This is a genomic window from Streptomyces sp. NPDC016459 (assembly GCF_040632845.1).
Taxonomy (GTDB): Bacteria; Actinomycetota; Actinomycetes; order Streptomycetales; family Streptomycetaceae; genus Streptomyces.
Genome location: NZ_JBEYCR010000003.1, coordinates 83,550 through 104,767, shown reverse-complemented (window position 1 = coordinate 104,767; position 21,218 = coordinate 83,550). Strand labels below are relative to the sequence as shown.

Below are 21,218 nucleotides of genomic sequence, written 5' to 3'. Positions count from 1 at the left end.
GCCTCAGGCGAAGGCGGTCTTCAGCGCGGACCAGGCGATCTTCGGATCGGAGAGGCCGTGGTACATGGCGGGGATCTCCCTGTCGACGCCGAAGTGGTGGTAGACGGCCAGCATGGCGGAGCGGACCGAGTATTCGACGGTGAAGACGACGTCGTCGGGGATCTCGACGAACTGTCCGAGGAAGGCGAAGTTCTGGGCGCCGTCCGGGACGACGAGGGGGCGGTCGGCGACGACGCGGCGCTGGAACTGGGCGTCGATGTAGGGCATCTGGACGGTGGTGACCTGGGTGGTGGCGCGTACCTCGTCGGCGATGTCGTCGAAGCCGAGGTGGCCGAGGAGCTCGTCGAGGATCTCGGCTCCGGTGCAGGCGTCCATCTTCTTGGGCACGTGGTCGCCGGGGACGTCGCCGAAGAGCGCGTACCCCCACAGCGTGTACGTGTCGTCCCGCTGCTCCCGGAAGTGGGGCTGGGCCGGCACCACGACCGACAGCAGCCAGCGGGAGTCCTTCCAGGTCATCAGGGCGCCCTCGCCGGGGACGTTGCCGGTGTACTCCTGGATGCGGTCCAGGAGGGTGCGGCCGGTCATGGTGAGGGTGAAGGACTCCCATTTGGTCTCGTCGATGTTGCCGCAGAAGGCGTTGGGGCGGCCGAAGTCCGGGGCGTTCTTGGCGATCGACTCCCACAGCCGCCAGGACCCGTCCCGCTTGTCGCGGATGAGCTCGGGGACGGTGGTGCTGTCGCCGTAGGCGGCGTCGGCGGTCATGGAGCCGATGGTCAGGAACGTGTAGTCGTCCTCCCCCAGCTCGATCGTGCCGTTCTCGGCGCCGTCCCGCTCCAGGTGGAGCCGGGAGATCCGGCGCGCGGCGGGGCCGGAGAAGTCGGCGTCGGCGACGGTCACCCCGAAGTCGGTCCGCACGCCCTGGGCGGTGAGCCATTCCTGGAGCGGGCGGATCACGGAGTCGTACTGGTTGTACCGGCTGCGCCGCACCCCGGAAAGGGTGTGGATGCGGTCGAATTCCTGGACGAAGGCGAGGAAGTACCGTTTCAGTTCGATCGCCGAGTGCCAGGTCTGGAAGGCGAACGTGGTCTGCCACATGCACCAGAAGTTGGTCGTGAAGAAGTGCGGCTGGAAGAAGTCGTCGATGCGCCGCGCCCCGATCACCCGCTCCGGCAGGGCGAGCAGACGGGTCAGGTCGGCACGGTCGCGCGTGTCCAGACCGAGCTGGGACGCGTCGGCGACGGTGCGGTCGCCGTTGATGATGCGGGCCCTGGCGTGGGTGGGGTGCTCGATGTTGAAGGCGAGCATCTCCTGCCGTACCGAGATCGCCGGGTCGTCCAGCGTGGGGACGGACTCCAGGAGGTTCCACAGGCACACGTAGTGCTCCTCCTCGAACATCCGGCCGCCCCGCGTGACGTACCCGCCTTCGCGGGTCGGTGCCGGGGCGCCGTCCATCGATCCGCCCGCGATCGGCAGCTGCTCCAGGATGTGGATGTTCCGCCCCGGCACGCCCGCGTCCCGTACGAGGAACGCGGCTGCCGCGAGCGAGGCGATACCACCGCCGACCAGGTGGACCTTGGAGTTCTTCGATGCCGGCACGGCGGGACCTCCGGTGGGGCGGGGCGGACGCGGAGCGGACGGTCGGGCAGGCGACGTGTCGACCCGACCGCCCAGCTGTACGAGCCTCACCCGGATCGGCTTGGGGCGCGAACGGAGCCCGCGCTCCGCTTGGACGATCCACGCAATGAATCCGGCCACGGATGCGTACCCCTGCGTGGAACTGCCCCTCAACGAACACCTATTGACATGTATCCGATCGCCCCGCCACAGTCGTCACGCGTCCGCTGCCGTACGCCTAGAGGAGCGATGAATCCATGACAGGAACCCCCGCAGTCTCACGCCGCCTGATCCTGGGAGGCGCCGTGGCCGCCACCGGGGCGTTGGCCGCCGGAGTCGGAGTCGCGGCCCCCGCCGCGGCCGCGACGGACGCGGCGGCGTCGACGCCGCGCCGGAAGGCGGGCCAGCGGTCGATGATCGACGTGCCCTACGAGGCCCACCGGACGGTCCGCGTCGGCGTCATCGGGCTGGGCAACCGCGGCTCCGGCATGACCACGGGCTGGGCCGTGGTGCCCGGCTGCACCGTGACCGCCGTCTGCGACATCCGGGCCGACCGCGCCAAGCAGGCCGCCGACCGGCTGGCCGCCGCCGGCAGGCCCCGCCCCGCCGAGTTCGGCGGCTCCGCCGACGCGTACGCCCAGATGCTGCGGCGCGACGACATCGACCTCGTCTACATCGCCACCCCCTGGGAGTTCCACTACGAGCAGGGGAAGGCCGCGCTCCTGGCCGGCAAGCACGTGATCGTCGAGCTGCCCGTCGCCACCGGCCTCGACGAGCTCTGGGACCTGGTCGACACCTCGGAGCTCACCCGGCGCCATCTGATGCTGGCGGAGAACTGCAGCTACGGCCGCAACGAGCTGGCCATGCTGAAGATGGCGCACGAGGGGCTCTTCGGCGACATCACCAACGGGCACGGCGGCTACCTCCACGACCTGCGCGCGCTGCTCTTCTCCGACACGTACTACACCGACGCGTGGCGCCGGATGTGGCACACCCGCAGTACCGCCTCCTTCTACGCCATGCACGGGCTCGCGCCGATCGCCGCCGCCATGGACATCAACCGGGGCGACCGCATGACCACGCTGCGCGCCACCGCGACCGCGCCGAAGGGTCTGGCCGACTACCGGGAGCGGTTCGTGCCGCGGAACCACCCCTCCTGGAGGGAGACGTACGTCAACGGCGACCTGGTCACGTGTCTGATCGACACGGCCAAGGGCCGGGTCATCCGCGCCGAGCACGACGTGAGCTCCCCCCGCCCTTACAGCCGCATCAACACGCTCGCCGGCAGCCGGGGGATCTTCGAGGACTACGCCGGGGTGCTGTCGGCCGGAGGCGGCCGGGTCTACGTCGAGCCGGACCACGGCGGACACGCCTGGCGGGACTTCGGCTCGTACCGCAAGGAGTTCGACCACTGGCTGTGGAAGAAGATCGGTGACGACGCGGCGAACAACGGCGGCCACGGCGGCATGGACTACGTCCTGCAGTGGCGGACGGTCCAGCTGATGCGGGCGGGCCTCGTCCCCGACATCGACGTCTACGACTCGGCGGCCTGGTGCGCCCCCGTCCCCCTGAGTGTCATGTCCCTGGCAAACAAGGGGCGTCCCGTGCAGATCCCCGACTTCACCCGGGGTGCCTGGGTCAACCTCCGCACGGGGCTCGACTCCCGCACCACCGAGATGCCTCCCGTCGTCTGACACCCACCGCCCCCTCCCCGCAGAGGAGCAGCACATGAGTTCAGCAGGACTGATCCGGTCACTCAGAGCGGTGGCCGTGGCAGGTGTGCTCGCCCTCCTCCCGCTCGCGGGGGCCGGGACGGCCGCCGCGGCGGAACAGGAGCCGGCGCCCGCCACCGCGCGGACGGCGGTCACGATCTCCCCCGTCGACCTGGCGGGCCCGGCCGTCTCCACGGTGAAGGTGACCGTCACCAACGCCGGGCCGGACCGGATGCGCTCACTCCAGGTGTCCTTCGGCGGCCCGACCGGCTGGGCCGTCCAGCCCTCGGTCGTCCGCGTCGACGGCTCCCTCACCAGAGGGACCTCCACCGCCGCCACCTTCCGCATCCAGGTGCCGGAGCAGCGCGCCGGCTTCACCGTCCGTACGTTCACCGCGACCGCGACCTACCAGGGGGGCGACGGGGCCGGGTCGGCCACGGCCACCAGGACCCAGCGCAGCGGCACGCCCCTCGCGAACCTGGCCGCCGCCTACAACAACGTGGGGGTGACCGACGAGAGCGACACGGGGCCCGGCGACTACGACGGCGAGGGCAACAGCTTCTCCGCCCAGAAGCTCGCCGACGTGGGACTGCGCCCCGGCGCGCCCGTGAGCGCCCTGGGCGCGGAGCTGCGCTGGCCGACCGTGCCGAGCGGCACCAGGGACAACGTCACCGCGGCGGGCCAGGCCGTCGCCCTGAGCGGCACCGGCGGCAAGCTCGTGTTCCTCGGTTCGGGCGTCACCAGCGGGGCGTCGGGTACGGCCACCGTGCACTACACGGACGGGACGAGCAGCACCGGCTCGTTCGGCTTCCCCAACTGGTCGTTCGACCCGGCGAACGCCCACGGGGCGACCCTGGTGGCGTCCAGTGACGGGCGCAACCGCCCGAGCGGGTACGGGAACGCCGGCATCGCGTACCGGGTCTTCGCCCACTCCATCCCCCTCGACAGGACCAAGCAGGTCGACTTCGTGGTGCTGCCGAGCAACGGCGGCATCCACCTCTTCGACATGGCCGTCGCTCCCTGAGCCCCCTCCTTGGCCACCGCCCGCCGCCTCGTCCTCGTGACGCGTCATCCCCCCGAGCACGGGGTCGAGCCCGTGCACGCCGAGGACGGCGATGTCGAGGACGACCTCCCTCAGCACCCTCTCCGCCGGAGAGCCCACCAGCTCGTATGACGTCCCCGTCGCCGACGGGTTCGACGACCGCGGCGGCGATGCGCTGTTACTCGGAGGTGCGCCGGAACGGGGGTCGGCCTTCCGCGCGACGTCACGGCCTGCCCCCTGGACCCCGAGCAGCCGTTCCGCCATACTTCCCGCATTAAATGTGCTTCTAGTTGATTGAAGCAAGCTCTTATCATGCGGTTTCACGCATCGCGTCCCGAAGTGCGTGGGCCTGTCCCCCGAAGGAGCCGTTTTCCATGACCACCACAGCGTCGTCCCGTACCTCGGTCGAGATCGCCTCGCAGCCCGGCACCTGGCTGCGGGTCCGGGAGTCGTCGGCCCGCTACGCCGACGTCCTGCCCCGCCGGGGCGAGCGCGTGGCCGTCGTCGGCTGCGGAACCTCCTGGTTCATGGCCCTGGCCTACGCCGAACTCCGCGAGCGCGGCGGTCACGGCGAGACCGACGCCTTCGCCGCGTCCGAGTTCCCCCACGGGCGCCGCTACGACCGCGTGCTCGCCATCAGCCGCTCCGGCACCACGACCGAAGTCCTGGACCTCCTGGCCCGGTTGAAGGGCACCACGCCGACCGGAGCGATCACCGCCGACCCCGAGACCCCCGTCATGCGGGTGGCCGACGCCGTCGCCGTGCTCGACTTCGCCGACGAGGAGTCCGTGGTGCAGACGCGCTTCGCCACCACGGTGCTCGCGCTGCTGCGCGCGCACCTGGAGACCGAGGGCGCGCTTCCGGCCGGCGTGCGGCCGCTCGACCGGGCGATCGCCGACGTGCGGCGGGCCCTCGCGCTGGACCTCGACGCCGACGTGTGCGCCGCCGAGCAGTTCACCTTCCTCGGCACCGGCTGGAGCTACGGACTCGCCCTCGAGGCAGGGCTGAAGATGCGTGAGGCCGCCGGCGCGTGGACCGAGGCGTACCCGGCCATGGAGTACCGGCACGGGCCGATCAGCATCACCGGTCCCGGCCGGGTGACCTGGGTCTTCGGCCCGACCCCGTCGGGTCTCGCCGACGACGTCGCCCGGGTCGGCGGCACCCTCGTCGCCGGGTCCGGCGACGAGTCCGGCGCTCTCGACCCGCTGGCGGACCTCGTCCTCGCCCAGCGGCTGGCCGTCCGGCTGGCAGAGGCCCAGGGCTTCGACCCCGACCGCCCGCGCAACCTCACCCGTTCGGTGATCCTCGACGGCCCCGCCGCCTGATACCGCGCGTCCGCACGACGCACCTCCCCGCCCCGTCCCGTACGTCTCCGTAGAGAGAAGCCATGCCCCTGTCAGCCACTGACGAGATCGTCGCTCCCGCGCACGCGCGGGCGTCCGGTGTCGGCGCGTTCAACGTCGTCCAGATCGAGCACGCCGAGGCGATCGTCGCGGGAGCCGAGAGCGCCGGACTGCCGGTCATCCTCCAGGTCAGCGAGAACACCGCCCGCTACCACGGCTCGCTCGCGCCGATCGGCCTCGCGTCCCTCGCGCTCGCCCGCGCGGCGGGCGTCCCGGTGGCCGTCCACCTCGACCACGCCGAGTCGGCGGACCTCGTCCGCGAGGCCGTCGACCTCGGCTTCACCTCCGTCATGTTCGACGCCTCCAAGCTGCCGTACGCGCAGAACGTGGCGGCGACCCGGGAGGTCACCGACTACTGCCACCGCGCGGACGTGTGGGTCGAGGCGGAACTGGGCGAGGTCGGCGGCAAGGACGGCGCCCACGCCCCCGGGGTCCGTACCGATCCGGACGAGGCCGTCGCGTTCGTCACGGCGACCGCCGTGGACGCCCTCGCCGTCGCCGTGGGCAGTTCGCACGCCATGCTCACCCGTGACGCCGTCCTCGACTTCGGACTCATCGCACGACTGCGAGCCGCCGTGGGCGTGCCGCTGGTCCTGCACGGCTCTTCCGGGGTCGCCGAAGACGACCTCACCAAGGCGGTCACGGCCGGCATGACCAAGGTGAACGTCTCCACCCACCTCAACAAGACGTTCACCCGGACCGTCCGCGACCACCTCGACGCCCACCCCGACACCGCCGACCCCCGGAAGTACCTCGGCCCGGCGCGCGACGCCGTCGCGGCGGAGGTGGCACGGCTCCTGCGCGTGCTCGCCGTCAGCTGACCCGTACGGGCCGACCGGGCACGCGCCGGGCGACACCCCGCCATTCGGGCCACGACCGCGTGCCGTGGAGCGGGCGCACGGGCAGAGTGACGATGAGCCGTGGTCCTCGCCGGTGACCAGGCGTGGAACGGAGCGTGCACCCGGATGGCCCACACGAACGACGACCCCCTCGACGCCGGGCACGCGGCCGGGCTCGTGGTGGACGCCGAGGGGACCGTCCTGAGCTGCACCCCCGCCGCGGAGACGCTCCTGAACCGCACGGCGCGTGAGCTGCGCGGCCTGCGGATCCGTGACCTGCTCGCGGACCCCGACACCTGGGGGGCGGTCATGGCGCAGCGGGACCGTCCCATCTGGGAGGGCCGGGCCGCGCTCGCGCCGGGCGGCGGTGGCGACGTGCTGTTCCGCGTCCTGCCGCTCGACGAGGGACAGGGCATCGCGGGGGCGCACCAGTTCCTGGTCCTCGCCGCCCCGCTCGCCCTGGTCGCGCAGTGGCGCCAGGGCCATGCGTTCATGCGGGAGCTGTTCCTCCAGGAGCGTGTCGGTCTCGCCGTCCTGGACAAGGAACTGCGGCTCGTACGGACGAACACCCCCCTCCTTCCCTATACGGGTGTTCCGGCCGATCTGTACGGGGCCCGGCTCGCGGACTTCCTCCGGGAGTCGGACGCCAGGGTGATCGACGCGCGGCTGCGCGAGGTGCTGACGACCGGGGTCCCGCTGGTCGCGGTGGACGTGGAGGTCCACACCCAGGTCGACCCGGGGACGGGACGCGTCCTGGCGCTGTCCGCGTTCCGCTTGCAAGGGACGAACGGGGAGGTCGCGGGGGTCACGGCCCTCTTCCTCGACGTCACGGAGGAACGGTTGTCTCAGCGCCGACTCGACCTGCTGCACCGGGCGACGACGGTGCTGAACGCCCATTTCTCCGCGGAGGAGACCACCCGGGATCTGGCCGGGGTGCTCGTCCCCGGGCTCGCCGACGTGGCAGTCGTCGACGTCGCGGAGGCCGTCTTCACCAGCGAGGAACCGGCCGCCGAGCACGACCTCGCCGACTCACTGCGCCGGGTGGCCGTGGCCGGGGGCTCCCCCGGAATGCTCGACGCCGGCCCCGAAGTCGACCCGGTGGCCTCCCCGTACGGTATGAGCGCGTGGCTCCGGGCCCGGGGGCTGCTCCTCGGCCGGATCCAGGTCGGGCGGGGCGAGGGCCGACCGCCGTTCGCCCCGGAGGACCTCGCCCTGCTCGACGAGATCGCCTCGCGGGCCGCCCTGGTCGTGGACAACGCCCGCCGGTACAACCGGGAGAGAAGCGCCGCGATCAGTCTGCAGCGCAGTCTGCTGCCGTCACCGACGACCGACACCGTCGCGGTGCACACCGCGAGCGTGTACCTGCCGACCGACACGGCGAGCGGGGTCAGCGGGGACTGGTTCGACGTCATCCCCCTGTCGTCCGCGCGGGTCGCGCTCGTCGTCGGCGACGTCGTCGGGCACGGACTCCAGGCGACCGCGACGATGGCGCGCCTGCGCACCGCCGTACGGACCCTCGCGGACCTCGACCTCGAACCCGACGAGCTCCTGACGCATCTGGACGACCTGGTGTCGCAGTTCGTGATCGAGGCCGGCGAGGCGACCCGCACGCCCGGGGCGGAGACCGCGTACGGCTCGTTCGGTGCCACGTGCCTGTACGTGACGTACGACCCGGTGACCCGGCGGTGTCTCGCGGCCAGCGCCGGGCATCCGCCGCCGGCGCTGGTCACCCCGGACGGCGCCGTCACCTACCTGGACGTCAGTCCGGGGCCGCCGCTGGGCGTCGGGGGGCTGCCCTTCGAGCCGGTCGAGACGGAAGTGCCGGACGGGAGCGTCCTCGCGCTCTACACCGACGGTCTGATCGAGCGGCGCCATGCCGACCTCGACGTGGGGATGACGGCCCTCGGGAACGCGCTGTCCTCGGTGGTCACCCCCGGCCGGCCGCTGGAGGAGGCCGGCCCCGCGGTGGTGGCGGAGCTCGTTCCGGGTCCGCTGTCGGACGACGTGACGCTGCTGCTCGCGCGGACCCGGGCGGTGCCCGAGCGGTCCACCGCCGCCTGGACCTTCGCGGCGGATCCGTCGGTGGTGGCGGAGGCCCGGGAGCGGGTGCTCGACCAGCTGTCGCGGTGGGACCTGGACGAACTGGCCTTCACCACCGAGCTGGTGGCCAGCGAGCTGGTCACCAACGCCATCCGCTACGCGGGCGGTCCGCTCGAACTCCGCCTGATCCGCGCGGCGTCGCTGATCTGCGAGGTCTCCGACCGCAGCAGCACCCAGCCCCGTATGCGCCGCGCTCAGGCCTCGGAGGAGGGAGGCAGGGGCCTCTTCCTGATCGCGCAGCTCACCGACCGGTGGGGCAGCCGGTACACACGGCACGGGAAGACGATCTGGACGGAGCAGTCCCTGCCCCCGCCCGGCTGAGCGCCGCCCGGTCCGGGGACCGGCGCCACGCGTGGAGCGCCGCCGCGGCGCCGCCCGTGCCCGTGACGGGCGCCGTCGGCTGCGGAGCGGGCAGGGCCTCGTGTACGGCGGTCGCCAGGGCCATCGGGTCGCCCGAGGCGTGGACGGGGTACGCGGCGCGCTCCAGGTTCCAGGCGTTCTCGACGGCGAACCAGTCGATGGCGACCGGCGCCCGGCCGGTGACGAGGGCGGTGTCGAGGGAGTCGAGGTACTTCGTCCAGCGCATGGCGTAGAAGTCGGAGACGAGCCCGGACCATTCCCTGTTGGCGTAGTCGTGCAGGCCGCCCGCGTCGCTGCCGGAGCGGTCGCCCCAGGTGGTGAGGACGGAGCGGGCGTCGAACTCGGCCGCCGCCCTCTCCTCCTCGGTGGCGCCCCAGGACGTGGCGTCCTCGAGCCAGGGTCCGAGGAGGAAACGGGTGTCCGTGGCGAGGAGTTCGTCGAGGAGGGCGAGGTGGCTCTTCCACTCGGCGGCCCGCTGCCGGAACGCGGCGAGGTCCTTGGCGTCGTAGGCGGCCTTGATCCGCGGGAGCAGGGTCCGGCTGTGGTCGGCGAGGGCCTGCCGTGCGACGTCGACCAGGTCGAAGCGGTAGGCGTCGGTGGTCCGCAGCCCGGGGGCGACCCGCAGGAGTTCCGCCAGTGCCCGCCGTACCGTGCTCGCGTCGTAGCGCATGGCGCCCGGTCCCCAACTGGCCGCCTTGGTCGCGGTGAGTCGGGGCCGCGCGGTGAACAGGCTGTCCTGGGACTCGCTCCACGTACCGGACGGGGTGCTGTACGGGCCGGTGCGCAGCAGTTCCCACGCCGCGGCGGCGTGCGGGTCGGCGCCGCCGTAGCGCCGCTCCGCGTACGCGGCGAACCATGCCCGGTGGTCCAGCGGGCCGGTGCGCCAGGCGAGTTCGGTGAACAGTTCGTAGGCGGCGGGGTTGGTTCCGGTGCCCTCCGGCAGATAGGCGATGCCCTTCAGGGCGCTGCCCTCCTTGGTGCGCCACTGGTCGAAGCGGGCGGCCCAGACGGCGGTGTTCGCGCCGATGGTGGTGTGGCCGCCGAAGTTGGGGATCGTGCCGAACGCGTAGGGCGCGCCGTGCCAGGTGGTCTCCCGGTCCAGGCCGTCGTAGCGGTCCGAGAGGCCGTCGACGATGAGGAGTCTGCTCTTGTCGACGGCGTCGACGAGCTGCGCGGAGGGGTTCTTCTGCCAGCCGAGGAGGACCCAGACGGCGCCGGGGCGGGCGGTCTGCAACGCGTTCATGACGGCCTCGGCGGCGTCTCCCAGGGGGACGTCCCCCGGTCGTCCGCCTTCGTGGAGCAGGTCCATCTTGTACATCGTGGAGTCGCCGAGGAGGTCGCGCTGGTGGCGGTAGAACGAGGCGGCGACCTCCGTGTACGCGGGGCTGCGCGGGTCGAGCCAGTCGGGCCGGTCGAAGCCGACCCAGCGGCCCTGCGGGACGACGGGTCCGGTGGGGTTCCTGGCCGTGAAACCCGGGGGCACGGTGCCGAAGTAGCCGGGCAGCACCGGGGTCATGCCGAGCTGGCGCAGTCGGTCGGCGATCCTGCGGCCGAGGGCGGCGCGGTCGTCGAGCAGCCGCTGGGAGACGGGGGAACCGAAGCCCGACATGTTCTGCATCAGCCACCACGGCTGGTGTGCGGGGCCGGGGATCCAGGACGCGAGTTCGTCCCTGGAGTAGCCGAACTCCTGGAACGTCCGGTGGTAGACGGCGTCCGCGCCCATCTGGACGAAGACCTCGTTCGCGCCGTGGAGGGCGAGGAGGTCGATCTGCCTCTCGTAGGAGGCCCAGTCGCGGTAGGCGCCGGAGTAGCCGTCGTCGGTGTCGTTGAGCGCGAAGCGGTGGGGCACCGACGCGTCCCCGCGGACGGTGCCGGCGGGGGCGGGAAGGATCCGGGGCAGCTTCGCCGTGCTGTCGCCGGGCCATCCGATGTCGACCTTCGCGGTGTACTTCAGGTACTGGTTGACGCCGCTGAGGATGACGGCGGGGCTGGTGCCCTCGACCCGCAGGCGGCCCGCGTAGCCGGACACGGTGAAGTAGTCACCGGACGCGGGGCGGCTCACCGGGACGAGGGTGAACTGGGAGGCGTGGCGGGGCAGCAGCCGGGCGAGCGCGGCCCTGGCCGGCCCCTCGGCGAAGGCGGTCCGGCCGGCGGCCACCCCGACGGCCCCGGTCCCGGTCTCCGTCACCGCTGCGGACGTTCCCGCCGCCGCGGCGGGAACGGCGAGGGCCAGGGCCACGAACGCGGAGGCCCAGGAGCACAGTCTTCTCACGGAGGCTACCCATCGGAGCAGGGGTGATGGAGCCTCCGATCATTTCAGGGGCTGGTCGTCGAGACCGTGTGGACGCGCGGGAACGCCGGGTCGGTGAGGTCGACGGTGATGTCGGTGGTCGGGCGCGGTTCCTCACGCCTCACCGTGGTGCCCGCCCAGGTCATGCCGTCGGCGAAGCTCCAGTCGGCGATGTCGGCGTCACGCTCGCCGATGGTGATCCGGCCCGGGGTGAGCGCGGCGCGGCTGGTGCCGGACTCGGCCAGGTAGGTGTCGAGGCCGGTCGCGGTCGTCGTGAACTGGACGTACAGCCGGCTCGTCTTCCAGTTGCTGGTCTCGTAGTAGGCGACGGCCCAGGACCCGGCGGGGACGGGGACCTCGAAGACCCGGCGCTTCATCAGCGAGGGCCAGTTGTCCTGGAGGCCGGCCGCCGAGGACTCGCGTTCCTTGTCGCGGCCGCTGTCCCGGCTCTGGCCCGCGGAGATGACGAGGTAGCCGGCCGGGATGCCGACGAGCAGCACGATGATGACGGCGGTCAGCCAGCGGCGGCGGATCATGTGCCGGCGGTCCTCGGGCAGCTTCTCCCGGGGGTCGCGTGGAGGGAGGGACTGGCGGGGCAGGGTCATGAGGGCGGATCCTCGGGGGTACGGGGGGCCAGGGCCGAGGTCCCGCTGCGCAGGGCCTGGGCGTAGCGCTCGTACCGTTCGTACCGCTCGACCCGGCGCCGGTTGGCGCGGCGGAAGCGGCGGGCGACGAGCCGGGCGAGGTCGGCGGCGCCGACCATGCCGGCCTCGGGGCCGAGCTGGGCGCGGACGATGCGGGCCTCGGGGCGGTAGCCGCGGCCGGTGAGGTGGCGGCGGAAGGCGTCCCTTGCGGGGCCGATGAGCAGGTCGTCGGCGGCCGAGACGCCACCGCCGATGACGAAGCAGGAGGGGTCGAGGGCGGCGGCGAGGTTGGCGATGCCGACGCCGAGCCACTGGCCGATGTCCTGGAACAGCTCCACGCACATGGCGTCGCCCTCGCGGGCGAGTTCGGTGATGAGCGGTCCGGTGATGTCTGGGATGTTCCCCTTGACCCGCTCGATGATGTTGTAGGCGACCGGGGAGTCGGCGGCGGCCAGCTCGCGGGCCTCGCGGACCAGGGCGTTCCCGGAGCTGTACTGCTCCCAGCAGCCGCGGTTGCCGCAGGGGCAGCGGTGTCCGCCGGGGACGACCTGCATGTGGCCGAACTCGCCGGCGACCCCGTACCTGCCGCGCTTGACCTGGCCGCCCTCCAGGATGGCGCCGCCGATGCCGGTGCCGAGGGTGATCATGACGAGGTGGTCCTCGTCACGGCCCGCGCCGAAGCGCCACTCGGCCCAGGCGGCGGTGTTGGCGTCGTTGTCGACCATGACGGGGACGGCCAGGCGGCCCTGGAGCGCGTCGCGGAGGGGCTCGTTGCGCCAGGCGAGGTGCGGGGCGAAGAGCACCGTGGCACGCTCGGCGTCGACCCAGCCGGCCGCGCCGATGCCGACGGCGTGCACGTCGTGCCGGTCGGAGAGGTCGAGGACCAGTTCGACGATGGTGTCCTCGACGACCTTGGCGCTCTTGGACTTGTCCGGGGTCTCCGTGCGGAGCTTCTCCAGGATGTTGCCGTCGGCGTCGACGACCCCGGCCATCACCTTCGTACCGCCGATGTCGATGCCGACGGTCGGCACCCGGGGCGCCGTCAGGTGGGAGCGCCGCTCCCGGGTGCCGACGGTCCGCAGCACGGTGCCCCGGGCGGACCCGCGGTGGGCGAGGTCACGGTAGGTACTCATCGGCTCCGATTCTGCCAGGTGGGGGGTGAAGGGCCCGTCACATCGGGACGGGCTCCGTCACGTCGCGGTGGGCCTCTCCAGCTCGTGGCGGAGGTCCTCGAGCTCGGTGCCGCCGGCCATCTGCCGGGTCAACTCGTCGAGGGTCACGGAGCCCTTGGTGTGGCTGCCGGCCGTCACGCCCCGCTTGAGGAGGACGAAACGGTCGCCGACGAGGTAGGCGTGGTGCGGGTTGTGCGTGATGAGGACCACGCCGAGGCCCTGGTCACGGGCGGCGGCGACGTACTTGAGGACCACTCCGGACTGCTTGACGCCGAGGGCGGCGGTCGGCTCGTCGAGGACGAGGACCTTGGCGCCGAAGTGGACGGCGCGGGCGATGGCCACGCACTGGCGCTCGCCGCCGGAGAGGGTGCCGATGGGCTGGTCGACGTCGCGCAGGTCGATGCCCATGCGGAGCAGCGCTTCGCGGGTGGTGGCCCGCATCAGGCCGACGTCGAGCCGCTTGAAGGGGCCGGAGCCCTTGGTGGGCTCGGAGCCGAGGAAGAAGTTCCGCCAGACCGGCATGAGGGGGACGACGGCCAGGTCCTGGTAGACGGTGGCGATGCCCCGGTCGAGGGCGTCGCGCGGGTTGGCGAGGGTGACGTCCTCGCCCTCGATGCGGAAGACTCCGGTGTCGTGCCGGTGCAGACCGGCGACGATCTTGATGAGGGTGGACTTGCCGGCGCCGTTGTCGCCGAGGACGCAGGTGATCTCGCCGGAGCGGACCTCCAGGGAGACCCCTTCGAGGGCGCGGATGTTGCCGTAGTACTTGCTGACGTCGTCGAGCTCGACGAGGGGAGCCGACCCGGTCTTCATGGCCGTCGTCACTTGGTGGCCTCCACGCGCTTGCGGATCCAGGCGTTGAGCAGGGTCGCCAGGAGGAGCATCGCTCCCAGGAAGAACTTGAACCAGTCCGGGTTCCACTCGGCGTACACGATGCCCTTGCTGGTCATGCCGAAGATGAGGGCGCCGACCGCGGAGCCGATGGCGGAGCCGTATCCGCCGGTGATCAGACAGCCGCCGATGACGGCCGCGATGATGTAGATGAGCTCGTTGCCGACGCCTTCGCCCGACTGGACGACGTCGAAGGAGAAGAGCAGGTGCTGGCCCGAGACCCAGGCGCAGAAGGCCACGCCCAGGTAGAGGCCGATCTTCGTCCGGTAGACGGGGACGCCGACCGCGCGGGCCGCGTCGGCGCCGCCGCCGACCGCGAAGATCCAGTTGCCGAAGCGGGTGCGGAGCAGGATCCAGGTGGCGAGCGCGACGAGGGCGAGCCACCACAGGACGGTCACCTTGAACTCGACGCCGCCGACGGTCAGCTGCGAGGCGAAGAGCTTGCGGGCGGAGGAGAAGCCCTCCATGTCGGCGATGGTCTTGGTGGAGACGGTGCCGCTGATCAGCTTGGTGAGGCCCAGGTTCAGACCGGTCAGCATGAGGAAGGTGCCGAGCGTGATGATGAAGCTGGGCAGCTTCGTACGGGTCAGCATGAAGCCGTTGAAGGCGCCGAGCGCCAGGGTGACGAGCAGCGAGACGCCGACGCCGACCCAGACGTTCGCCGTCATCTGGTAGCTGAACATCGACGAGATCAGGGCCGCGCTGGTGACCATGACGCCGGCGGACAGGTCGAACTCGCCGCCGATCATGAGCAGCGCGACGGGGACCGCCATGATGCCGATGGTGGAGGCCGCGTAGAGCACGGTCCCCAGGCTGGACGGGCGCAGGAAGCTGTCGGCGACCACCGAGAAGAAGACGAAGACGGCGATCGCGCCGACGACCGAGCCGAGCTCGGGGCGGGCGAGGAGCTTCTTGAGGGGGGAGGTGCGGAGCAGCCGTTCGTCGACGTGGTCGATGCCGTCGGACGGCGGGGCGGTGGAACTCATCGGGTGCCCCGCTCCGCGTACTCGACGAGCTTCCCGGCGTCGTCCTTCGTGATGATCTGGGGGCCGGTGAGGACCGGCTTCCCGCCGCCGAGGACGTCGGCGTTGTAGCGGTACAGCCAGAGCAGGTCGACGGCCTGGTAGCCCTGGAGGTAGGGCTGCTGGTCGACGGCGAAGCCGAGGGTGCCGGTCTTGAGGGCGGTGGCGACCTTGGCGTTGAGGTCGAAGGTGTCGACCTCGGCCTTGCTCCCGGCGCTCCGGGCGGCCTGGACGGCGGTGTCGGCGAAGGGGGCGCCGAGGGTGACGACGGCGTCGACGTCCTTGTCGGACTGGAGCTTGGCCTCGATGGAGGCCTTGACGTCGGGCATGTTGGTGCCGTCGACGTACAGGTTGACCAGTTCGCCGCCGAAGGTCTTCTTCGTTCCGGCGCAGCGCTGCTCGTGGCCCACGTTGCCCTGCTCGTGCAGGACGCAGAGCGCCTTCTTCCTGCCGCGCTTGTCGAGTTCCTCGCCGACGGCCTCGCCGGCGACGGTCTCGTCCTGCCCGATGTGGGTGAGCGCCCCGTAGGCCGCGGACTGCTCGGCGCCGGAGTTCACGGTGATCACCGGGATGCCCGCCTTGACGGCCTTCGCCACGGCGGCCTTCATGGCGTCTGGCTTGGCGAGGGTCACGATCAGTCCGTCGACGCCCTTGGCGACGTACGAGTCGATCAGCTGCGCCTGCTGCTGTGCCTCGTCGTTGTGGGCGTAGAGGAAGTTGATGTTGTCCTTGGCCGCGGCCTGCTTGGCGCCCTTCTGGACGATGTCCCAGAAGGTGTCGCCGTCACCCGAGTGGGTCACCATGGCGAAGGTCCAGCGGGGGGTGTCCACGGCCGCCCTGCCCTGGGCCTCGGCCGCCTTGCGTGCGTCCTCCGCCCGCTTGCCGCCGGTGCTGCTGCATCCGGCCAGCGCTCCTGTGAGCGCGAGCGCGAGCACGGCGCCGACTGCGGCGCGTACCCCTCCGGTCCGAAGCCTGGTCACGAGGCCGTGCCCTCCTTTGTGTCCTTCTGCGTGCATTGCAGTATCGGTCATGCGGGTCGAGGCCCTCGTCAGGGGGGCCTTCCAAGGCTAGGGACGGACCATCAGCTGGAACTCGAAGGAGTAGCGGGTGGCCCGGTAGAGGTGGGAGCCGTACTCGACGGCACGGCCGGTGTCGTCGAAGGTGACGCGCTCCATGGTCAGCAGTGGGGCGCCCTCCGGCTCGTCGAGGAGTGCCGCCTCGGCGGCGGTCGCGGCGCGGGCGCCGACGGCCTGCCGGGCGCTGTGCAGGGTGAGCGCGGCGGCCCGGAGCATCCGGTAGAGGCCGGTGCCCTCCAGGCGCTCGGTGTCCGCTTCGACGAGCCCGGCCGGGAGGTGGTTGCGGAGGTACGCCATGGGCTCGCCGTGCGCGGTGCGGAGCCGTTCCAGGTAGAGGACCTCGCTGCCCTCGGGTACGCGGAGGGCGGCCGCGACCGGGGCGGCCGCGGGTTCGACGCGGTGGACGAGGACCCGGGTGGCGGGGAGCTGTCCCGCCGCGTCGAGGTCGTCGTACAGGCTGCTCAGCTCCAGCGGGCGCCGGACCGTGCTGTGCACGACCTGGGTGCCGATGCCCCGGCGGCGGACGAGGAGGCCCTTGTCGACGAGGGTCTGGATGGCCTGGCGGACGGTGGGGCGGGAGAGGCCGAGGCGGGTGGCGAGGTCGATCTCGTTGCCCAGGAGGGTGCCCGGGGTGAGCGTCCCGTTCGCCACGGCGTCCTCCAGCTGCCCGGCCAGCTGGAAGTAGAGCGGGACCGGGCTGCTGCGGTCCACGGCGAGCGGGGGCAGGGAGGAGCCGGACTGCTTGGACACGGGGGGAGCGTAGCCCGGGGCGCTGATGACGGGAAGTCGTGACGTCCGGTTGTCCTGACAAATCCTTGACACCGTGGACGAGCGCATCCACCGTGGGGCCATGCGCATCGGACTCATCGGTACGGGACGGATCGGGAGCTTCCACGCGGGAGTGCTGGCCCGCCACCCGGAGGTCGGGGCGCTGGTCCTCGCGGACGCGGACGCCGGCCGGGCGGCCGGGGTCGCGGGGGCTCTCGGGGCGGAGGCGGCACCGGACGTGACGGCGCTGTTCGGGCACGCCCTGGACGCGGTGGTGATCGCCTCGGCGACGGCCGCGCACGCGGAGCTGATCGCCCGCGCGGCGGGCGCCGGGATCCCCGCGTTCTGCGAGAAGCCGATCGCCCTGGACGTGCCGGGGACGAGGACCGCCCTGGCGGCGGTGGCGGAGGCGGGGACCGAGCTCCAGCTGGGGTTCATGCGGCGCTTCGACGCCGGGTACCGGGCGGCGCGGCAGGCGGTGCGCTCGGGGCGGCTCGGTCGGCTGCACACCGTACGGGCGGCGACCTCCGACCCGGAGCCGCCGCCCGCCGCGTATCTGCCGCTCTCCGGCGGACTGTTCCGGGACTGTCTGGTGCACGACTTCGACATGGTCCGCTGGGTGACCGGCCGGGAGGTCGTGGAGGTGTACGCGACGGGCTCGGACGCGGGTCCCGCGATGTTCCGGGAGGCGGGGGACGTGTCGACGGCGGCCGCGCTCCTGACCCTGGACGACGGGACGCTGGTGACGGCGACCGCGACCCGCCGCAACGGCGCCGGGTACGACGTCCGGATGGAGCTGGCGGGCGACCGGGACCAGATCGCGGTGGGCCTGGACGACCGCACCCCCCTCACCTCGGTGGAGTCACGGGGGCCGGCCGCGCCGGGGAAGCCGTGGCCGGGGTTCCTGGAGCGGTTCGCCCCCGCGTACGAGGCTGAGCTCGACGCGTTCGTCCGGCTGGTGCGCGGCGAGGCGGCCAATCCGTGCGACGGGCGGGAGGCCCTTGAGGCGCTGCGGATCGCCGAGGCCTGCGAGCGCTCGCGCCGGGAGCGGCGACCGGTGCGGGTGGAGGAGAGCGGCGCGGTGTAGACGCGGCCGGACGCGCCGGGCCGGGGAGGGCGGGCGGTGTCACCACCGGACCGGGAGGTGTCGGACGCCGCGCATGAGGAGGCCGGGGAGCCACTCCCAGGGCGCGCCCTCGGGGTCGAGTTCCAGGCGGGGGAAGCGGTCCAGGAGCGTCCGGAGCGCGATCCGGCCTTCGAGCCGGGCGAGGGGGGCGCCCAGGCAGTAGTGGATGCCGTGGCCGAAGGCGAGGTGGCCGCGGGTGTCCCTGCGGATGTCGAAGCGGTCGGGGTCGGGGAAGCGGGCCGGATCGCGGTCGAGCGCACCGATGGCCACCAGCACGCTCGCACCTGCCGGGATGTCGGTGCCGCCGAGGGTGACGGCCTCCCTGGCGAAGCGGAAGGTGCTCGTCTCCACCGGCCCGTCGTACCGCAGGGACTCCTCGATCGTCCCGTCGAGGAGGGCGGGGTCGGCGCGCAGGGCGGAGAGTTCCTCGGGGTGGGTGAGGAGGTTGCGGACGGTGTTGGAGATGAGGTTGACGGTGGTCTCGTGGCCGGCGATGAGCAGCAGATAGGCCATGGCCCGGAGTTCGGGCCCGGAGAGCCGGTCGCCGTCCTCCGCGCGGGCGGCGATCAGACCGGAGAGCAGGTCGTCGGCGGGGCCCTCGGCCCGCTTGTCCTCGATGAGCTCGTCGAGGTAGCCGGCGAAGCCCTCCATGGCCCCGGCGAAGGCTGCGTCGTCGCTGGGCGTGACCAGCTCGGTCGACCAGCGGCGGAAGGTGTCGCGGTGCGCGGCGGGCACCCCGAGGAGTTCGCAGATGACGGTGATCGGCAGCGGGTACGCGTAGGCGTCGACGAGGTCGGCGCGGCCCGCGGGTTCCATCACGTCGACGAGTTCGGTGGCGAGCCGCTCGACCCGGGGACGCAGGCTCTCCACCCGGCGGCCGGTGAACTCGCCCGTGACGAGGCGGCGCAGCCGGGTGTGGTCGGGGGCGTCCGCCGCGAGGAGGTGGACGCCGATGATGTCCTCCTCGGGCGGTCGTACGCCGATCACGGAGGGGGACTTGGCGAGCCGGGGGTCGGCGAGTGCCGCGCGCCCCTCCTCGTGGCCGACGACCAGCCAGAACTCGTATCCGTCGGGGAGCCGCACCGGGTGGACGGGGCCGGCGGCGCGGAGCTTCGCGTAGAAGGGGTACGGGTCGGCGGTGAAGTCCGCGCCGTACTCCCCCAGTTCGATGACGGACATCCACGGAGCGTATCCGACGGGCCCAGGTGTGCCGTGTGCTTTTCAGGCGGGGTCGTTCTCGTCGAGGAGACCCGCGTCGTGGACGAGCAGGGCGATCTGGACGCGGTTGTCGAGGCCGAGTTTGGCGAGTGCGCGGCTGACGTGGGCCTTGACCGTCGGGACGCTCATGTACAGCTGGGCGGCGATCTCGGCGTTGGAGAGGCCGTGGCCGACGGCGACGGCCACCTCCCGTTCGCGGGCGGCGAGTGCGGCGAGCCGGTCGGCGGCCGCGGCGCGCCGGGGTCGTGGGGGCTGTCCCGCGACATGGGTCATGAGCTGGCGGGTGACGGCCGGGGAGAGCACCGGGTCCCCGGTGGCGACCCGTCGGACGGCGGCGACGATCTCGGCGGGCGGGGTGTCCTTGAGGACGAAGCCCGCGGCGCCGGCCCGCAGGGCGCGCAGTACCTGCTCGTCGGCGTGGAAGGTGGTGAGGACGACGACCTCGGGGGCGCCGGGCCGGGCACGGAGACGTTCGGTGGCGGTGAGGCCGTCCACCTGGGGCATGCGGAGGTCCATGAGGACGACGTCGGGGGCGTGGCGGGCGACGAGTTCGGGGACCTCGCCGCCGTCGGCGCCCTCGCCGACGATCTCCAGGTCCTCGGCGCCGCCGAGCATGAGGGTGAGGCCCGCGCGGACGAGGGGGTCGTCGTCGACGATCAGCAGCCGGATGGTCATGGGGGCCACGGTAGCCAGGCGCGCAGGGTGAACCCGCCGTCGGGGCCGGGCCCGTGGTCGAGGCGGCCGCCGGCGAGGGCGGCGCGTTCGGCGAGTCCGATGAGGCCCTGGCCTGAGCCGGGGACGTGCGGGACGGGTCCCGCGGGTGCGGGGTTGTGGACGCCGACGGTGAGGCCCTCGCCGGGGCGGCCCCGCACGGTGACGGTGACCATCGTGCCGGGGGCGTGCTTACGGGCGTTGGTGAGGGCCTCCTGGGCGATGCGGTAGACGGTGCGGCCGGTGGCGGCGGGCACGGCCGCGGGGTCCTCCACGGTGGTGTCGAGGACGACCTCCGCGCCGGCCGCGCGGGATTCGGCGATCAGGGCGCCGAGGGTGGCGAGGGTGGGCTGCGGCCGGTTGCCGCCGTCGCCGTTCTCGCCGGGGGCGCGCAGGACTCCGATGATCTCGCGGAGGTCCTGGAGGGCGTCGTGGGCGCTGTCGCGGATGACACCGGCGGCACGGGCCACCTGCTCGGGAGGGGCGTCGGGGCGGAACTCCAGGGCTCCGGCGTGGACGCTGAGCAGGGTGAGCCGGTGGGCGAGTACGTCGTGCATCTCGCGGGCGATGGACTCGCGGGCGAGCCGCTGGGCCTGGGCGACACGCAGTTCGGCCTCGGCCTCGGCGCGGCGGGCGCGTTCCCTGAGGGCCTCGACGAGCTGGCGACGGGAACGGACGAGCATGCCCCAGGCGGTGACGAGGAGCACGAGGACCAGACTCAGGGCGACGTTGAGCCCGGTCGGGGTCTCGGGGTCGGGGCGGACGAACACCGACACGACCGAGCCGACGGCGCCGAAGGTCGCGATCCAGGCGACCTCGCGGAAGGGCCGGCGTACGGCGAGGCTGAAGAGGCTCCCCAGGAGGGCGCCGCCGGCGACGGGGACCACGGCGCTCACCAGGCACAGTGCGACCGCGAGCGTGGTGGGCCAACGGCGGCGCAGCCACAGGGCGCAGCAGGCGGCGGCGCCGATCAGCTGGTCGGCGAGAGCGACGGCCTCGCTGGTGTACTTGGCGCTGGTCTCCGCCGCGAGCAGGCCGACGAGGGCCGCGAGGAAGAAGAGCGAGGTGTCCACGATCCAGTCGCGGACGGTACGGCGGGGCCGGGGCGCCCCGCTCCCGCCCGGTTCGACCAGGTGGGAGGGGAGCAGCCAGCGCTGCCGGTCCGTGCGAGTCATATCCGCAATGTACGCAGGCGGGGGCGGTTCAGGGGGGCGTGCGGGCGGTCGGTCC

At 72.6% G+C, this 21,218-nt stretch carries 17 protein-coding genes; 6 read left to right on the top strand and 11 right to left on the bottom strand.

Annotated features, from left to right (window positions below; translation table 11 throughout):
- Positions 1-3 precede the first annotated feature (3 nt).
- Complete coding sequence (locus ABZ567_RS10635; RefSeq protein WP_360786717.1) at positions 4-1,596, bottom strand: oleate hydratase; 1,593 nt, start codon at positions 1,594-1,596, stop codon at positions 4-6.
- Positions 1,597-1,871: 275 nt separating this feature from the next.
- Between ABZ567_RS10635 and ABZ567_RS10630 the strand changes: the two genes are divergently transcribed.
- The 5 genes from ABZ567_RS10630 to ABZ567_RS10610 all read left to right on the top strand — a co-directional run bounded on the left by ABZ567_RS10630 (position 1,872) and on the right by ABZ567_RS10610 (position 9,031).
- Positions 1,872-3,308 carry a Gfo/Idh/MocA family oxidoreductase gene (locus tag ABZ567_RS10630; protein WP_360786716.1) on the top strand — a complete coding sequence of 479 codons (1,437 nt, stop codon included), beginning with the start codon at positions 1,872-1,874 and terminating at the stop codon, positions 3,306-3,308.
- Positions 3,309-3,342: 34 nt separating this feature from the next.
- Positions 3,343-4,350, top strand: a complete 1,008-nt coding sequence (locus ABZ567_RS10625; RefSeq protein ID WP_360786715.1) for an NEW3 domain-containing protein — start codon at positions 3,343-3,345, stop codon at positions 4,348-4,350.
- Positions 4,351-4,742: 392 nt separating this feature from the next.
- On the top strand, positions 4,743-5,693 hold the full coding sequence (locus ABZ567_RS10620; protein ID WP_360786713.1) for a sugar isomerase: 951 nt from the start codon (positions 4,743-4,745) through the stop codon (positions 5,691-5,693).
- Positions 5,694-5,755: 62 nt separating this feature from the next.
- Entirely contained in the window at positions 5,756-6,592 is an 837-nt protein-coding gene (locus ABZ567_RS10615) for a class II fructose-bisphosphate aldolase (RefSeq protein WP_360786711.1), read from the top strand.
- 144 nt (positions 6,593-6,736) lie between these two features.
- Complete coding sequence (locus tag ABZ567_RS10610; RefSeq protein WP_360786709.1) at positions 6,737-9,031, top strand: SpoIIE family protein phosphatase; 2,295 nt, start codon at positions 6,737-6,739, stop codon at positions 9,029-9,031.
- On the opposite strand, the gene ABZ567_RS10605 is transcribed toward ABZ567_RS10610, so the two are convergent.
- The 7 genes from ABZ567_RS10605 to ABZ567_RS10575 form a co-directional block, all read right to left on the bottom strand.
- Positions 8,952-11,342 (bottom strand): alpha-N-acetylglucosaminidase, encoded by a 2,391-nt coding sequence (locus ABZ567_RS10605; RefSeq protein ID WP_360786708.1) that lies wholly within the window; start codon positions 11,340-11,342, stop codon positions 8,952-8,954. The two genes, ABZ567_RS10610 and ABZ567_RS10605, sit on opposite strands and share 80 nt — an antisense overlap.
- A 44-nt stretch (positions 11,343-11,386) precedes the next feature.
- Positions 11,387-11,965 (bottom strand): hypothetical protein, encoded by a 579-nt coding sequence (locus ABZ567_RS10600; RefSeq protein WP_360786706.1) that lies wholly within the window; start codon positions 11,963-11,965, stop codon positions 11,387-11,389.
- Positions 11,962-13,137, bottom strand: coding sequence for an ROK family glucokinase (locus ABZ567_RS10595; RefSeq protein ID WP_360786704.1), 1,176 nt, complete (start codon positions 13,135-13,137; stop codon positions 11,962-11,964). The genes ABZ567_RS10600 and ABZ567_RS10595 overlap by 4 nt, the downstream gene beginning before the upstream one ends.
- Positions 13,138-13,194: 57 nt before the next feature.
- Entirely contained in the window at positions 13,195-13,989 is a 795-nt protein-coding gene (locus ABZ567_RS10590; protein WP_360787592.1) for an ATP-binding cassette domain-containing protein, read from the bottom strand.
- Between the two features lie 8 nt (positions 13,990-13,997).
- A complete protein-coding gene (locus ABZ567_RS10585; RefSeq protein WP_360786702.1) occupies positions 13,998-15,053 on the bottom strand; it encodes an ABC transporter permease in 1,056 nt (351 codons plus the stop codon).
- Positions 15,050-16,069, bottom strand: a complete 1,020-nt coding sequence (locus ABZ567_RS10580; protein ID WP_360786700.1) for a sugar ABC transporter substrate-binding protein — start codon at positions 16,067-16,069, stop codon at positions 15,050-15,052. Before ABZ567_RS10580 ends, ABZ567_RS10585 begins: the two co-directional genes overlap by 4 nt.
- A gap of 87 nt (positions 16,070-16,156) precedes the next feature.
- On the bottom strand, positions 16,157-16,915 hold the full coding sequence (locus tag ABZ567_RS10575; protein ID WP_360786698.1) for a GntR family transcriptional regulator: 759 nt from the start codon (positions 16,913-16,915) through the stop codon (positions 16,157-16,159).
- A 100-nt stretch (positions 16,916-17,015) separates the two neighbouring features.
- On the opposite strand from ABZ567_RS10575, the gene ABZ567_RS10570 reads away from it, so the two are divergent.
- Positions 17,016-18,020, top strand: a complete 1,005-nt coding sequence (locus ABZ567_RS10570; RefSeq protein WP_360786696.1) for a Gfo/Idh/MocA family oxidoreductase — start codon at positions 17,016-17,018, stop codon at positions 18,018-18,020.
- Between the two features lie 39 nt (positions 18,021-18,059).
- Here ABZ567_RS10570 and ABZ567_RS10565 read toward each other — a convergent pair whose 3' ends face one another.
- Genes ABZ567_RS10565 through ABZ567_RS10555 form a run of 3 tightly spaced genes read right to left on the bottom strand, consistent with a single transcriptional unit; the run spans position 18,060 to position 21,163 of the window.
- Entirely contained in the window at positions 18,060-19,238 is a 1,179-nt protein-coding gene (locus ABZ567_RS10565) for a cytochrome P450 (RefSeq protein ID WP_360786694.1), read from the bottom strand.
- A 42-nt stretch (positions 19,239-19,280) separates the two neighbouring features.
- Positions 19,281-19,952: a response regulator transcription factor gene (locus ABZ567_RS10560; RefSeq protein ID WP_360786692.1), complete on the bottom strand. Its 672-nt coding sequence runs from the start codon at positions 19,950-19,952 to the stop codon at positions 19,281-19,283.
- On the bottom strand, positions 19,949-21,163 hold the full coding sequence (locus ABZ567_RS10555; protein WP_360786690.1) for a histidine kinase: 1,215 nt from the start codon (positions 21,161-21,163) through the stop codon (positions 19,949-19,951). Before ABZ567_RS10555 ends, ABZ567_RS10560 begins: the two co-directional genes overlap by 4 nt.
- Positions 21,164-21,218: the final 55 nt, after the last annotated feature.